The sequence below is a fragment of the Microlunatus elymi genome, assembly GCF_007362775.1.
GTDB classification, from domain to species: domain Bacteria; phylum Actinomycetota; class Actinomycetes; order Propionibacteriales; family Propionibacteriaceae; genus Microlunatus; species Microlunatus elymi.
Map to the genome: position 1 here is coordinate 1273920 of NZ_CP041692.1, position 14113 is coordinate 1288032.

The window sequence follows — 14113 nt, forward strand, 5'->3', positions numbered from 1 at the left end:
TGGCATCCGATCTTTTCGTTCGGCTGCACCTTCCCAGTGCCGCGACTAGCATCAACTCATGGCCGTCGAGGCCGCGGGCCGGGACGTGCCCACCCTCACGGGGTGGCCCGTGGTCGGGAACCTCCGGGCGTTGCGTACGAACTACCTGGGCACGATCTCTCGCGCGGATCGCGAGCTCGGCGGACTCGCGCGGATCGTGGCCGGACCACCGGGCTGGCGGCTGATCATGTACAGCGTCACGTCGCCGGAGTTGATCGAGGAGGTCCTGGGCAGCCCGGAGCGCTTCGGCAAACAGCATCCCGGCTACCGCGAACTCCGCGGCGCACTCGGCGACAACATGCTCACCAGCGAGGGCGACGTCTGGCATCGGCAGCGGCGTTTCCTGGCCTCGGTGTTCACCCGGCGGCGGGTCGCCGAGAGCTACGCGCCGGTGATGACCGACGAGGCCCGGCGGCTGGTCGACCGGTGGCGACAGCCGGCGGCCACCGGGACGATGTTGGACGGCTACCCGGAGATGATCAAGGTTGCGTCCCGGGTCAGCGGCCGGATCCTGTTCGGCGCCGACATGTCCGCGGCGGCGGACCTGCTGACGCGTTTCCGCCGGGTCAACGATCACCTGCTCCGGCGAGCGGTCGCGCCGCATCCGCTACCGACTGCGGCGCCGACACCCGGCAATCGGCGGCTGCACCGTGACCTGCGGCAGATCCGGGCCATCGTCGACACCCTGATCGCCCGCCGCCGGGATCGGCCGGATCCGACGGCCAGCGACATGCTCGGCCTGCTTTGCGCCGCTCGGGACGCGGACGACCCGGCGGATCGGCTGACCGATCAGGAGGTGGCCGAGCAGGCGATGCTGTTCCTGCTCGCCGGCCACGACACCACTGCGGTGACCCTGAGCTGTGTGGTGCTGCTGCTCGCCCAGCACCCCGACTGGCAGGCGCGACTGCAGGCGGAGGTCGACGACGTCCTGGCCGGCCGGACGCCGACCGCCGCCGATCTGGATCGACTGCCGTGGCTTGGCCGGGTGGTCCGGGAGACGCTGCGGCTGTTTCCGGCGGCGCACGGAGTCGGCCGCAGTCCGGCCACCGATCAGACCTTGGCCGGCTGCCGGATCCCGGCCGGTTCCTGGGTCGAGGTGTCGATCTGGGGCGTCCAGCACTCGGCGCGGGTGTGGCCGGATCCGGAACGGTTCGATCCGCGCCGTTTCGACCTGCCCGATCGAGGCCTGACCGATCGAGCCGTACCCGGCAGCCATCGCTACGCCTGGCTGCCGTTCGGCGCCGGCGCTCGGGCCTGCATCGGGTCGGTGATCGCGCTGACCGAGGTGCAGCTGGTACTGGCCGCGATCCTGCAGACCTACCAACTCCGTACGCCGCTGGCCAGGACGCCGGTGCACGCCGCGATCACCCTGTTGCCGACCGGTTCGTTGCCGTTTCAGCTGTCACCGCGGGCCACCTGAGCGGAATCGGGTACCGTCCACGCGATGTCTGATCACACCACGTCGCCTGCAGCCACGACGGAACGCAGGACGGTCGGAGTCGAGGAAGAGCTGTTGCTGGTTGACGCCGACTCCGGCGTTCCGCGCGCCGTCGCCGGGAATCTGCTGCGCAGGGCCGAGGCCGATCGGCCCCGCCGTGATGAACCACCGCGTGCGCCGGACGACGGCGAGATCGAAGCCGAGCTGCAGCAACAGCAGATCGAGGTGGAGACCAGCCCGTGCGCGGACCTGAGCGAGCTCCGCCGGCAACTCGTCGAGTGGCGGCAATACACCGACCAGTTGGCTCGCAAGAGTGACGCCCGGGTGTTGGCGATGGCGACCTCTCCGCTGCCGGTCGACCCGCGAACCATGGTCAAGCCGCGGTACCGGCGGATGGTCGAGAGGTACGGCCTGACCACGATGGAACAGCTGACCTGCGGCTGCCACGTGCACGTCTCGGTGGCCGACGACGAGGAGGGCGTCGGGGTCGTCGACCGGGTGCAACGCCGGCTGCCGGCGCTGCTTGCGCTCTCCGCAAACTCGCCGTTCTGGCAGGGCCGCGACAGCGGATACTCCAGTTACCGGACCCAGGTCTGGTCGCGGTTCCCGACCGCCGGCCCGACGGCGCCGTTCGGCAGCGCGGCCGCCTACCACGAGCGGGTCGAGCGGCTGGTCCGCACCGGCGTGCTGCTGGACCCGGACATGATCTACTTCAACGTCCGGCTGTCTCGGCACTACCCGACGGTCGAGTTCCGGATCGCCGACATCTGCCTGCGGGCCGACGACGCGGTGATGATCGCCGCCCTCGCGCGGGCGCTGGTGGACACCGCCGCCGCCGACATCGCCGTCGGCCGGTCGGCCCCCAGCGACGATCCGCAGTTGCTGCTGCTGGCCCAGTGGCGCGCCAGCCGGGACGGACTCCGCGGAGGCCTGCTCGATCCCGTCGATGCGGTGCCGCAACCGGCGGCCGAGGTGATCGAGACGCTGCTGGACCACGTACGCGGGGCGCTGACCGCCAACGGCGACCTCGAGCTGGTGCAACAGGGCATCGACCGCGTCTTCGAGAACGGCACCGGCGCGGAGCTGCAACGCCGCGCCGTACGCGATGGAGCCGAGCCGGTCGAGATGGTGCGCGCCCTGCTCGACACCTCGATCGCCGACTGAACCTGTGCCACGTTGGGCCGGCCGCCGCCAGCAGCCGTGAAGGTCACTGCAGCGCGGAGGTCAACCGCATCGCGTTGTCCAGGTAGCGCTGCACCAGCGATCGCCGCTTCCACTGCTCCAGGGTCAGCTCGGTCGACTTGGCCCGGTAGTCGGCGATCACCTCGTTCAGCGACGCGGCGACCTCCTCGCCGAGCCCGAGCAGCATGATCTCGTAGTCCAACGCGAAGGAACGCATGTCCATGTTGGACGAGCCGATCACCCCGACCTGATCGTCGACAGTGACCATCTTGGTGTGCAGCACCGCCGGCGCGGGATAGCGGTAGATCCGCACCCCGGCCTCCAGCAGTTGCTGGTAGTAGGACCGCTGGGCGTGGTGGACCATGAACTGGTCGGCCTTCTCGGACACGTACAACTCCAACTGCACGCCCCGATAGGACGCAGTGGTGATCGCGCTGAACAACGCCTCGTCCGGTACGAAGTAGGGGCTGACGATCGACACCGTGCGCTGCGCCAGGTGGATCAGCGAGGTGAACATCCGCAGGTTGGGTTCGGTCGGGAAGCCGGGCCCCGACGGCACCAACTGGAAGGCGGTGCTGCCGCCGGCGCTCTGATAGTGCTCCGGATGTGCATCGGTGGCGATCTCGCCGCCGATGGTTCCGGTTTTCGCCTGCACCAGCCGTTCCCCGGTCTCGGCGAACCAGTCGGTGGCGAAGACGACGTCGAGCGATTCGACGATCTCGCCGGTGATCTCGATGTTGAGGTCGACCCAGGCCCGGCCGATCTTGACGTTCTTCGGGCTGAGGTAGCTGGGGTCGATCATGTTCTGCGAGCCCATGAAGCCGCGGATGCCGTCGATCACCACCAGCTTGCGGTGGTTGCGCAGATCCGGCCGGCGCCACCTCCGGTGCAGCAGGTCGATCGGCATCATCAGGTGCCAGTCGATCCCGTCCGCGGTGAGCCGCCGATCCATCTCCTTGCGGCCCGGGTACTTGCGCGAGCCGAGATGGTCGTACAGCACCCGGACCTTGACCCCGCGCTTGACCGCCGCCGTCATCGCGTCGAACAGCGGTGCCGTGGTCTGGTCCATCGCCAGGATGTACATCTCCAGATGGACGTAGCGCTCGGCCTGGTCGATGGCGGCCGCGATCGCCTTGATCCCGGCCACCGAGTCCGGATGCAGGCCCTCGTTGACGCCGAGCACGCACGGCATCGAGGTCAGATTGCGGTTCAGCGTGAGCACGCCGCCCGCGGTCGCGTTCATCCGATGCGTCTCGGGAACGACCGGATGATGAGCGGTGTATTCGGCGATCGCCCGGTTCGCCTCCTGCTGCAGCTTGTGCCGCCGGCCGCGGACGTACGGCGATCCGATCAGCAGGAACAGCGGCAGCCCGATGATCGGGACGAACAGGATCGCCAGCAGCCAGGCCTGGCCGGAGCTGGGTCGCCGATTCTCCGGTACGAAGCCGATCGCGATGATCTTGATCAGGTAGTCGACCACGATGAAGGCGGTGGTGACCGCGGTGGGAGTGGTCATGGCAGCACCGTCCTCGGCGCCGCGCCGCGGCGGCCTCGTACTGATCTCATGGCGGAAAGGTACTGACCGTCGACCCGGTCGTGGGCACAGCCACCGGGAGTCGGGTCGAAGTTCGTACGATCTGGGTGACTTCGGCTGCCGAAGACGGTCGTAACGAGCTCCGGAAGTGCCCGGAAAACTCGATTCGCGTTCCGGGCTGGTTGTTGTGTATCTTTGCGTGTCGGCGCGGCTTGGTCGCGTCGGTTCCACCCAGGTGGACGTGCCCCTATAGCTCAGTCGGTAGAGCGTCTCCATGGTAAGGAGAAGGTCTGCGGTTCGATTCCGCATGGGGGCTCGGCGGTAGCGCCGCGGCGGGATAGCTCAGACGGTAGAGCAAGCGGCTCATAATCGCTGTGTCACGGGTTCAAGTCCCGTTCCCGCTACCAACCTGTTGCCCCAGGAAACTGCGGGCGGCAACCAGCTGACGAAGATCGAGGTTTGAGGGCAATGGCCAAGGCATCGGACGTTAGGCCGAAGATCACGCTCGCCTGCACCGAGTGCAAGGAGCGGAACTACCTGACGAAGAAGAACCGGCGGAACGACCCCGACCGGCTTGAGATCAACAAGTTCTGCCCGCGCTGCGGGAAGCACACCGCGCATCGCGAAACCCGCTGACCGGGTCCTCCATGCTGCCGACCGGTGCCCGCGATCAGCGGGTGCCGGTCGTTTTGCTTGCCCACGGCAGCCGGCATCCGCAGGGTGTCGCCTCCATCGACCGGCTCCGGGCCGGGGTTGAGGCAGTCGGACTGCCGGCGCGGACGGCCTATCTCGATCTGAACGAGCCCGACATCGAAGCGGCGGCCGCCGCGTTGAAGGCCGACGGCTGCGGTCGGGCGATCGTGGTTCCGTTGCTGTTCACGCCCGCCTTCCACGCTCGGACCGATGCGCCCGCAGCGATCGCCGCAGCGCGGCATTCCACCGGGGTCGAGCTGATCGTGGCCGACATCCTCGGCACCGGCGACGAGTTGCTGCCGCTGCTCGCATCGGCTGCCGAGGCGGCCGGGATCCCCGACGACGGTGCGGTCCTGCTCGGCTCGGTCGGCTCGTCGCGAGCCGAGGCCAACGCGGCCGTCGAGGACCTCGGCCGCAGACTGGCCTCCTTGCGGGGCGGGCCCGTCCGAACCGCGTTCGCCACCTGTGCACCGCGCGCGGTCGACGCCCTGCTCACCGGTCCGGAGCTGGCCGGGGTGGTCTCCCTCTTTGTCGGCCAGGGCCTGCTGCTGGACAAGATCACCCAGGCCGCCGAGGCGCGCGGCATCCCCACCACGGTGCCGCTGGAGACCGCGCTGGTCCCGCTGATTCTGGATCGGTACGCCGCCGTAGGCTGCTGACGTGTGCCCGCCGTAGGCTGCTGCATTGTGATCGACGAGAGCCATGCCGGGCGGAGCTATCCGCCGACCGAGCCGTACCAGGTGACCGCGGGCAAGATCGCCGAATTCGCCGCGGCACTGGGCGACGACAATCCCGCCTACCGCGGTGACTCCGCGATCGCGCCGCCGACCTTTGCCGCGGTGATCGCCGGCCGGGCCTGGGAGGCGTTGTGGTCCGACCCGGACCTGGGCCTGGAGCTGCGCCGGATCGTGCACGGCGATCAGCGGATCGCCCATCGGCGACCGCTGCGCGCCGGTGATCGGGTGATTGCGACGCTGCGGATCGACAAGGTGCGTGCCCGTGGCAGTGTCGACATGATCAACTCCAGCGTTGTGCTGGCCACCGTGGACGGCGACGAGGTCTGTACGGCATCCTCGACCTTCCTGCACAACCGGGAGGAGTCGGCGTGAGCGAGTTCGCCGTCGGCGACGAACTGCCGACCGTCAGCTTCCGGCTGACCCGGGAGACTCTGGTCCGCTACGCCGGCGCGTCCGGGGACTTCAACCCGATCCACTACTCCGACCATCAGGCCGGTCGGCTGGGCCTGCCGGGCGTGATCGCCCACGGGATGCTCACCATGGCGCTGTCGTTGCGCGCCGTCACCGACTGGGCCGGCGACCCGGCGAAGGTGACCGGCTGCTTCACCCGTTTCACCCGCCCGGTGCCGGTGCCTGACGACGACGCGGGTGCGGAGCTGACCGTTGCCGGCAAGGTGTCCAAGATCGACTCTGGTGTGGCCACCGTTCAGCTCGACGTCCGCTGTGGCGAGGAGAAGGTGCTCGGGATGGCCACCGCCGAGGTGCTGATCGAGGAACGATCTTGACCGCACCCGCTGCCACCGATGTCCGGCTGGCCGGCCTCACCACGCTGCGGGTCGGCGGTCCGGCGAAGAAGTTGATCACCGTCGACACCGAAGCTGAACTGGTGCAGACCGTCCGGGACGCCGACACGAACGGCGAACCGGTGTTGATCATCGGCGGCGGCTCCAATCTGCTGATCGACGATGCCGGCTTCGACGGGACCGTGATCAAGATCAACACCCGCGGCCGGGACGCCGACGTGAGCAGTTGCTCGGGTACGACGCTGACGCTGGCTGCCGGCGAGCCCTGGGACGACCTGGTCGCCGAAACGGTCGATCAAGGCTGGTCCGGGTTGGAGGCGTTGTCCGGGATCCCCGGTCTGGTCGGTGCCACTCCGATCCAGAACGTCGGCGCGTACGGCGCGGAGATCAGTCAGGTGCTGGCCGGCGTCCGTACCTACGACCGCAAACTGGCGCAGCAGAAGACCTTCGCGATGGCGGACTGCGGCTTCGGCTACCGCTGGTCCCGGTTCAAGGCGGAACGGGATCGGTACCTGATCTTGACCGTCACCCTGCAATTGCCGCTGGCCGATCTGTCTGCGCCGATCCGCTACGCCCAGCTCGCCGGCGCACTCGGGGTCGTCGTCGGCACCCGGGTCGACGCGCACGCCGTACGCGAGGCGGTGTTGGAGCTGCGCCGCAGCAAGGGCATGGTGCTCGATGTTGCTGATCATGACACCTGGAGTGCCGGGTCCTTCTTCACCAATCCGATCATCTCGGCCGAGACGGCGGCGAAGCTGCCCGAGGCGGCGCCGCGCTTCGGCCAGCCCGACGGCAGCATCAAGACCAGCGCCGGCTGGCTGATCGAGCACGCCGGCTTCAAGAAGGGGTACGGAGATCCGCCGGCAACCCTGTCCAGCAAGCACACCCTGGCGCTGACCAACCGCGGCAGTGCCACCGCCGCCGACCTGATCGCACTGGCCCGCGAGATCCGCGCCGGCGTCCAAGACCGTTTCGGCATCGAGCTGGTCCCCGAACCCAACCTGATCAACTGCGAGCTCTGATCGTTCCATGCATCCGGAGCAAGACGGGCCGGCATCGCAACCCCGGCGCACTCAAGATCAACTGCGCGAGTTGCTCAGCGTGTGGGCACCCAACCCGGCCAAGATCACCGCGCTCGCCGGTGACCACCGGATCGAGTTGATCAAGGAGCCCGGTGACTGGTGGCGTCCCGCCGCGCCGTTGCCGGAGGATCTGCAGCACGGCGACTTCGACTACGCCTTCTTGTTGGATGACGACCCGACGCCGCTGCCGGATCCGCGATCACGCCGCCAGCCCAACGGTGTGCACGAGCGGTCGCGCAGTTACGATCCGGCCGGTTTCGGTTGGCAAGATCAACAGTGGACCGGCCGGCAGCTCGCCGGCGGTGTGATCTACGAGCTGCACCTCGGCACCTTCAGCCCCGACGGCACCCTGCGCTCGGCGATCGACCACCTTGATCATCTGGTCGAGCTCGGCATCGATTTCGTCGAGCTGATGCCGGTCAACGCCTTCAACGGTGATCACAACTGGGGCTACGACGGCGTCGACTGGTATGCGGTGCAGGAGAGCTACGGTGGCCCGGCCGCGTACCAGGAGTTCGTCGACGCCTGCCATCAACGTGGCCTGGCCGTGATCCAGGACGTCGTCTACAACCATCTCGGACCCAGCGGCAACTACCTGCCCCGCTTCGGCCCCTACCTGACCACCGGACGCAGCACCTGGGGCGACTTGATCAACCTCGACGGACCCGGCTCGGACGAGGTGCGCCGGTTCATCATCGACAACGCGCTGACGTGGCTACGGGACTACCACGTCGACGGGCTGCGGCTGGACGCCGTGCACGCGCTGATGGATTCTCGCGCCCAGAAGCTGCTGGAGGAGCTGGCGATCGAGACCGACACGCTCAGCGCTCAGCTCGGTCGGCCGCTCACCCTGATCGCCGAGTCCGACCTCAATGACCCGAAGTTGATCACTGCACCTGCGGCCGGCGGCTACGGGCTGGCGGGGCAGTGGAGCGACGACTTCCACCACGCGCTCTATGTCCGGCTGACCGGCGACAGCAGCGGCTACTACTCCGACTTCGCAGCCGACGGTGCCCTGGCCAAGGTGCTCCGGCGCGGTTTCTTCCACGACGGCAGCTATTCCAGCTTCCGCGGACGCAGCCACGGCCGGCCGATCGATGCCGCGACGACCGCTGGATGGCAGTTGGTCGTCTGTTCGGACAACCATGATCAAATCGGCAACCGGGCCGCCGGTGAACGGCTGTCGACCAAGATCGACTTCGATCAGCTGCGTCCGGCCGCCGTGCTGACCGTGCTCGGACCGTTCACGCCGATGATCTTCATGGGCGAGGAGTGGGGGACCCGGACCCCGTTCCAGTTCTTCACCAGTCACCCCGAGCCGGAGCTCGGCAGGATCGTCGCCGAAGGACGGCTGGAGGAGTTCGCCAAGATGGATTGGGACACCAGCCAGGTGCCCGATCCGCAGGATCCGCAGACTTTCCGGCGTTCCAAGCTGGACTGGACCGAGCCGACCCGCGATGAGCATGCCGAGCTACTGGCCGACTACCGGAAGTTGATCAAGCTCAGGCGTACGGTGCCGGAGCTGACCGACCCGAGGTTCGCCCACATATCGGTCGACAGCGACGACGACGCCGGCTGGCTGGTGCTACGCCGCGGCCCGATCTCGGTGATGATCAACTTCAGCGATCGTACGGTGCACCTCGACGAGCGGACCGAATCGGTGCTGTTCGAGAGCGGCGCCGTCGGCCATGACGACGGGGTCACGCTGGGCCGCTACGCAGCTGCGGTGGTCCGACGGCCGTGCTGATCCAGCCAGTCGTCACACGCCGGACACCAGCCGGCCCGTTGATCTCGATCAACCGATCTTGATCTCCCGCTTCAGCATCTTGCCGGTCGGGCCCTTGGGGATCTCGCCGAACCGGATGATCCGCGGATACTTGTAGGCCGCGATCCGCTCCTTGGTCCACTCCCGCAACTCGTCCTCGGTGACGGCCTCGCCCTCCTTCAACGTGATCAACGCCGCGATCTCCTCGCCGTGCACGGCATCCGGCACGCCGACCACTGCGGCTTCGGCGACCGCCGGATGGGTGTAGAGGAGTTCTTCGATCTCCCGTGGATACACGTTGAACGCGTTGCGGACGATCATGTCCTTGACCCGGTCCACGATGAAGAAGTAGCCGTCGGAGTCCATCCGACCAAGATCACCACTGTGGAACCAGCCGCCCCGCATCGCTTCCTGGGTGGCGGTGGGATTGTTCAGGTAGCCTTTCATGATGTTCTCGCCGCGGATCACGATCTCGCCGATCTCGCCGACCGGCACCTCTTGATCATCGGGGCCGACCACCTTGGCCTCGACGCCGCGGATCGGGGTGCCGACCGAGCCGGGCTTGCTGGGGCGATCGGGATGGTTGAAGGTCGCCACCGGAGCGGTCTCGGACAGCCCGTACCCCTCCAGAACCGTTACCTGGAAGGTCTTCTCGATTCCGTGCAACACCTCGACCGGCATCGACGATCCGCCCGAGCAACACTGACGCAGTGCCGAGGTGTCGAAGCGCTGCGGATCCTTGACCGCCAGCAGCGCCATGTACATCGTCGGCACGCCGAGGAACACGGTCACCTTGTCGTCCTGGACGATCTCCAGCGCTTGTTCGGCATCGAACCTCGGCAGCAGGGCCAACGCGGCACCGGCGTACACGGCGGAGTTCATCGCGCAGGTCTGGCCGAAGGAGTGGAAGAGCGGCAGTCCGCCGAAGACGACGTCGCCCGGCCCGGTGTGGGACAACGTCTCGACCATGGTGGCGACATTGCTGCCGATGTTGGCGTGGGTCAGCTCGGCGCCCTTGGGCCGACCGGTGGTGCCGGAGGTGTACAAGATCACCGCGGTGTCGTCCGCTGACCGTTCGGCCACGCTGGTGTCAGGTTCCTGACCGGCCAGCAGTTGATCGAATTCGCCCGGCACCACGGTGATCACATCGGTGCCGGTGTCCTTGGCGGCCAGTTCCGCATCCGGCGCGAACAGATTCAGCACCACCGCCACCCGGCAGTCGGAGTCCTGCCAGATATAGGAGATCTCCCCGGCCTTGAGCAGCGGATTGCTCGGCACCACGATCGCGCCCAGGCGCAGGATCGCGTAGTAGACGATCGGGAAGTAGGCGACGTTCGGCATGATCAACGAGACGTGATCACCGGGGCCGACGCCGTGCGACGTCAACAGACTCGCCGCCCGGCCGGCGGCATCGTCCAGGGCTCGATAGCTGAGGGTCAGCGCGCCCTGTCGGATCGCTGGGGCGTCGGGAGTCTCGGCCGCCCACCGGCGCAACCACTGGGCCAGGTTCGCGGATTCGCCTGCGGTGTCGGGGATGCCGGCGGCCGACTCGTCGGCTCGTACCGGGGCTTCGTTGCCTGCCATGGCAGGACTGTAATCGGCGTACCTGTGGTTGTCAGGGCAACGACGGAATCTGCTCAGACTGTCGGTGACCGGGCCGATAGACTCGGCGCTCGGGCACCGCGGCCCCATCGCACCGCTACCACCCGAATCGAGGGCTGACACCACCATGAGCCTGGCCGACCTGTCGCCGGCAGAACTGTCCGCGCTGCACGAGGAACTGACCACCCGCTACGAGGAACTCAAGCCGGCCGGGCTGAAGCTCGACCTCACGCGCGGCAAGCCCTCGGCCGAACAGCTCGACCTGTCGAACGAGCTGCTCGGCCTGCCCGGCCCCGATCACACCGTCGATGCGGCCGGTGTCGACGTCCGCAACTACGGCGGATTGCAAGGCCTGCAGGAGATTCGGCAGATCTTCGGTGACCTGCTCGGCATCCCGGCCGATCAGTTGATCGCTGCCGACAACTCCAGCCTGTCGATCATGCACGACAGCCTGACCTTCGCGCTGCTGCACGGCCGGCCGGGTGGGGCGCCGTGGGCTCGACTGCAGGCTCGCGGCGAGACGATCAAGGTGCTCTGCCCGACCCCCGGCTACGACCGGCACTTCATGCTCAGCGAGGCGCTCGGCTTCGAGCTGATCCCGGTCGACCTCGACGTCGACGGCCCGGACCTGGACACGATCAAGAAGTTGGCGGCCGAGGACCCGCTGATCAAGGCGATCTGGGTGGTGCCGACCTACGCCAACCCGAACGGTGCGGTTTACAGCAGCGAGGTCACGCGTGAGCTGGTGTCGATGCCGACCGCGGCCGACGACTTCACCATCCTGTGGGACAACGCGTACGCGGTGCATCACCTGACCGACGACGAGATCAAGCCCGTCGACGTCCTCGGGCTGGCCGCCGAGGCCCGGCATCCGGATCGGGTGTTCGTCTACGCCTCCAGTTCCAAGATCACCTTCGCCGGCGCCGGGGTGTCGTTCTTCGGCGGTTCGAAGACGATCATCGACTGGTATCTGGCCAATCTGTCCAAGCGGACCATCGGGCCGGACAAGATCAATCAGCTGCGGCACGCGCTCTTCCTGAAGGACGCCGACGGCGTACGCGCGTTGATGCGCAGGCATCGCGCGATCATCGAGCCCAAATTCGCTGCTGTGGAAGAGATCCTGGCCGATCGGCTCGGTTCGTACGAGGTGGCTCGCTGGACCGAACCGCAGGGCGGCTACTTCATCAGTCTCGATGTCGCCGAGCACACCGCGGCCGAGGTCGTCCGGTTGGCCAAGGAAGCCGGCATCGCCCTCACCCCGGCCGGCTCGGCCTACCCCTACGGCAAGGACCCGGCCGACAAGAACATCCGGATCGCCCCGACCTTCCCGCCACTGGCCCAGGTCAGGACCGCCATCGACGGCCTCGCCACCTGCGTCCTTCTCGCCGCCGTCACCCGCCGCCTCGCCCAGTAGTCCGCCGCTCCCGTCCACAGCCGCACCACTTAGCGCCAGCCGCACCGGCTGCAGCTGGTGCGGCTGGCTGCAACTGGTGCGGCTGCGGAGGGTGCGGTCGGGGAGCTCGTAATCCCCCGGGCATCCTGGGCGGTCTCGGTCTAGGCTGCTCTGCTTGTGAGCACACTGGTGGACCGGATCGTCCCGGCGCGGATGGGTCGGAGCTTCCGCTGGTTGCTCGCATCGTCCTGGACCAGCAACATCGGCGACGGGATCGCGCTGGCGGCCGGACCGTTGCTGGTGGCCTCGCAGACGAACTCCGCCTTCATCGTCGCGCTGGCGGGCCTGATGCAGAAGCTGCCATGGCTGATCTTCGGGCTGTGGGCCGGTGCGCTGGCCGATCGGCTCGATCGCCGCAAGGTGGTGATGATCGCCGACACCCTGCGCGCCGGAGTGGTCGCGGTGCTGTGCGTGACGATCGTGACCGGGCACGTGAACATCGGCGTGGTCATGATCACCATGACCCTGTACGGGGTGGCCGAGGTGTTCGCCGACACCACCACCTCGACGCTGCTGCCGATGATGGTCGACCGGCGCGACCTCGGCACCGGGAACCAGCGGCTGCAGGCCGGCTTCCTGACCTGCAACCAACTCGTCGGCCCACCGGTCGGCGCCTTCCTGTTCGCGGCCGGGATGGCCTGGCCGTTCCTGGTCCAGGTGCTCTGTGTGCTGCTGGCCGTGCTGTTGGTGTCGCGGATCGCCACCTCCCAGGCATCGTCCGCCGACCCGGTAGCTCGTACCCACGTCCGCCGGGACGTCGTCGAGGGGCTGCGCTGGATCTGGCAGCACGCCGCGGTCCGTACGTTGGCGTTGGTGATCTTGGTCTTCAACGTGACCTGGGCGGCCGCCTGGTCGGTGCTGGTGCTGTGGTCGCGCGACCACCTCGGCATGAGTGAGACCGGCTTCGGCCTGCTCACCACCGGCTCGGCGGTCGGCGGGCTGATCGGCACCGGCCTGTACGGCAGCATCGAGCGCCGCTTCAAGTTGGCCACCATCATGCGGGTCTGCCTGCTGCTGGAGGTGCTGACCCATCTGGCGCTCGCCCTGGTCACCACCGGCTGGCTGGCGATCGCGGTGATGGTCGAGTTCGGCGCGTACGCCTTCATCTGGGGCACGGTCTCGAACACGGTCCGGCAGCGTGCGGTACCGCAGCGCTACCATGGCCGGGTGAGCGCTGCCTACATGATGTGCGTGTACGGAGGTCTGATCGTCGGCCAGGCGATCGGCGGCGTGATCGCCCAGCACTGGGGTTTGGTCGCGCCGTTCTGGTTCGCCTTCTTCGGCGCCGGCATCACCCTGGCCCTGGTCTGGAAGCAACTCGGGAGCATCGCCCACGCCGACTCCGGCGACGACCGCCCCGCAACCAGCGCCACCTGATATGTAGTTGAAATCCCGGGTTGCAGCCACTCCCGCTCCCGAAAACGACCGGCGCTCGCGATACATCGGGTGCGGGAGCAGATTCTGCGCGCGGCTGTCTCCGGGCCGGGCGATATTGGGGCGCGGGAGCGGATTCTGCGCGCGGCTGTCTTCCGGGCCGGGCGATATCGGGTGCAGGAGAAGATTCTGCGCGCGGCTGTCTTCCGGGCCGGGCGATATCGGGTGCAGGAGAAGATTCTGCGCGCGGCGCCTTCCGTGGCGGACGACTTCGGGTGCGGCGGTCGAATTTCCGCGCGGCCGTCCTCGGGGCGACTTCGGGTGCGCGAGGGGATCTTGCGCCGCCACGCTCTGTGGCGAGCGGAGGTGGGGGTGCGGCCACTCTTCAAGATCCAAGGAGGTTGCGTCGAT

At 67.9% G+C, this 14113-nt stretch carries 12 protein-coding genes and 2 tRNA genes; 12 read left to right on the forward strand and 2 right to left on the reverse strand.

All coding sequences use genetic code 11. From position 1 onward, the window contains the following. The first annotated feature begins 58 nt into the window (after positions 1–58). Together FOE78_RS05660 and FOE78_RS05665 are read left to right on the forward strand one after the other, a co-directional pair. On the forward strand, positions 59–1459 hold the full coding sequence (locus tag FOE78_RS05660) for a cytochrome P450 (protein WP_143985432.1): 1401 nt from the start codon (positions 59–61) through the stop codon (positions 1457–1459). Between the two features lie 24 nt (positions 1460–1483). Continuing rightward, positions 1484–2641: a carboxylate-amine ligase gene (locus FOE78_RS05665; protein WP_143985433.1), complete on the forward strand. Its 1158-nt coding sequence runs from the start codon at positions 1484–1486 to the stop codon at positions 2639–2641. 43 nt (positions 2642–2684) lie between these two features. Here FOE78_RS05665 and cls read toward each other — a convergent pair whose 3' ends face one another. Then, complete coding sequence (gene cls / locus FOE78_RS05670; RefSeq protein WP_168207400.1) at positions 2685–4175, reverse strand: cardiolipin synthase; 1491 nt, start codon at positions 4173–4175, stop codon at positions 2685–2687. Between the two features lie 261 nt (positions 4176–4436). Here cls and FOE78_RS05675 point away from each other — a divergent pair. The 8 genes from FOE78_RS05675 (at position 4437) to treZ (ending at position 9255) form a co-directional block, all read left to right on the forward strand. Beyond that, positions 4437–4509, forward strand: a tRNA-Thr gene (locus FOE78_RS05675). A 15-nt stretch (positions 4510–4524) separates the two neighbouring features. Further along, positions 4525–4600 (forward strand) — tRNA-Met (locus FOE78_RS05680). 61 nt (positions 4601–4661) lie between these two features. Continuing rightward, positions 4662–4829, forward strand: a complete 168-nt coding sequence (gene rpmG, locus FOE78_RS05685; RefSeq protein ID WP_143985435.1) for a 50S ribosomal protein L33 — start codon at positions 4662–4664, stop codon at positions 4827–4829. 41 nt (positions 4830–4870) lie between these two features. Beyond that, positions 4871–5545: a sirohydrochlorin chelatase gene (locus tag FOE78_RS05690; protein WP_168207401.1), complete on the forward strand. Its 675-nt coding sequence runs from the start codon at positions 4871–4873 to the stop codon at positions 5543–5545. Positions 5546–5569: 24 nt separating this feature from the next. After that, positions 5570–5995: an FAS1-like dehydratase domain-containing protein gene (locus FOE78_RS05695; protein ID WP_143988585.1), complete on the forward strand. Its 426-nt coding sequence runs from the start codon at positions 5570–5572 to the stop codon at positions 5993–5995. Further along, positions 5992–6408, forward strand: coding sequence for a MaoC/PaaZ C-terminal domain-containing protein (locus tag FOE78_RS05700; protein WP_143985437.1), 417 nt, complete (start codon positions 5992–5994; stop codon positions 6406–6408). The genes FOE78_RS05695 and FOE78_RS05700 overlap by 4 nt, the downstream gene beginning before the upstream one ends. Beyond that, positions 6405–7448, forward strand: a complete 1044-nt coding sequence (locus FOE78_RS05705; RefSeq protein ID WP_228266068.1) for a UDP-N-acetylmuramate dehydrogenase — start codon at positions 6405–6407, stop codon at positions 7446–7448. Before FOE78_RS05700 ends, FOE78_RS05705 begins: the two co-directional genes overlap by 4 nt. Positions 7449–7455: 7 nt before the next feature. Continuing rightward, positions 7456–9255 (forward strand): malto-oligosyltrehalose trehalohydrolase, encoded by a 1800-nt coding sequence (gene treZ / locus FOE78_RS05710; RefSeq protein ID WP_143985439.1) that lies wholly within the window; start codon positions 7456–7458, stop codon positions 9253–9255. A gap of 48 nt (positions 9256–9303) precedes the next feature. Here treZ and FOE78_RS05715 read toward each other — a convergent pair whose 3' ends face one another. Further along, positions 9304–10857, reverse strand: a complete 1554-nt coding sequence (locus FOE78_RS05715) for a long-chain-fatty-acid--CoA ligase (protein WP_143985440.1) — start codon at positions 10855–10857, stop codon at positions 9304–9306. Between the two features lie 145 nt (positions 10858–11002). On the opposite strand from FOE78_RS05715, the gene FOE78_RS05720 reads away from it, so the two are divergent. After that, positions 11003–12289: a PLP-dependent aminotransferase family protein gene (locus FOE78_RS05720; protein WP_143985441.1), complete on the forward strand. Its 1287-nt coding sequence runs from the start codon at positions 11003–11005 to the stop codon at positions 12287–12289. A 156-nt stretch (positions 12290–12445) separates the two neighbouring features. Then, a complete protein-coding gene (locus tag FOE78_RS05725) occupies positions 12446–13705 on the forward strand; it encodes an MFS transporter (protein ID WP_210414839.1) in 1260 nt (419 codons plus the stop codon). Positions 13706–14113 lie beyond the last annotated feature (408 nt).

Bases quoted from the DNA above. Each gene is read 5' to 3' on its own strand.
- treZ (WP_143985439.1), top strand. From the start codon at position 7,456: ATGCATCCGGAGCAAGACGGGCCGGCATCGCAACCCCGGCGCACTCAA.
- cls (WP_168207400.1), bottom strand. From the start codon at position 4,175: ATGACCACTCCCACCGCGGTCACCACCGCCTTCATCGTGGTCGACTAC.
- rpmG (WP_143985435.1), top strand. From the start codon at position 4,662: ATGGCCAAGGCATCGGACGTTAGGCCGAAGATCACGCTCGCCTGCACC.
- FOE78_RS05665 (WP_143985433.1), top strand. From the start codon at position 1,484: ATGTCTGATCACACCACGTCGCCTGCAGCCACGACGGAACGCAGGACG.
- FOE78_RS05715 (WP_143985440.1), bottom strand. From the start codon at position 10,857: ATGGCAGGCAACGAAGCCCCGGTACGAGCCGACGAGTCGGCCGCCGGC.
- FOE78_RS05660 (WP_143985432.1), top strand. From the start codon at position 59: ATGGCCGTCGAGGCCGCGGGCCGGGACGTGCCCACCCTCACGGGGTGG.
- FOE78_RS05720 (WP_143985441.1), top strand. From the start codon at position 11,003: ATGAGCCTGGCCGACCTGTCGCCGGCAGAACTGTCCGCGCTGCACGAG.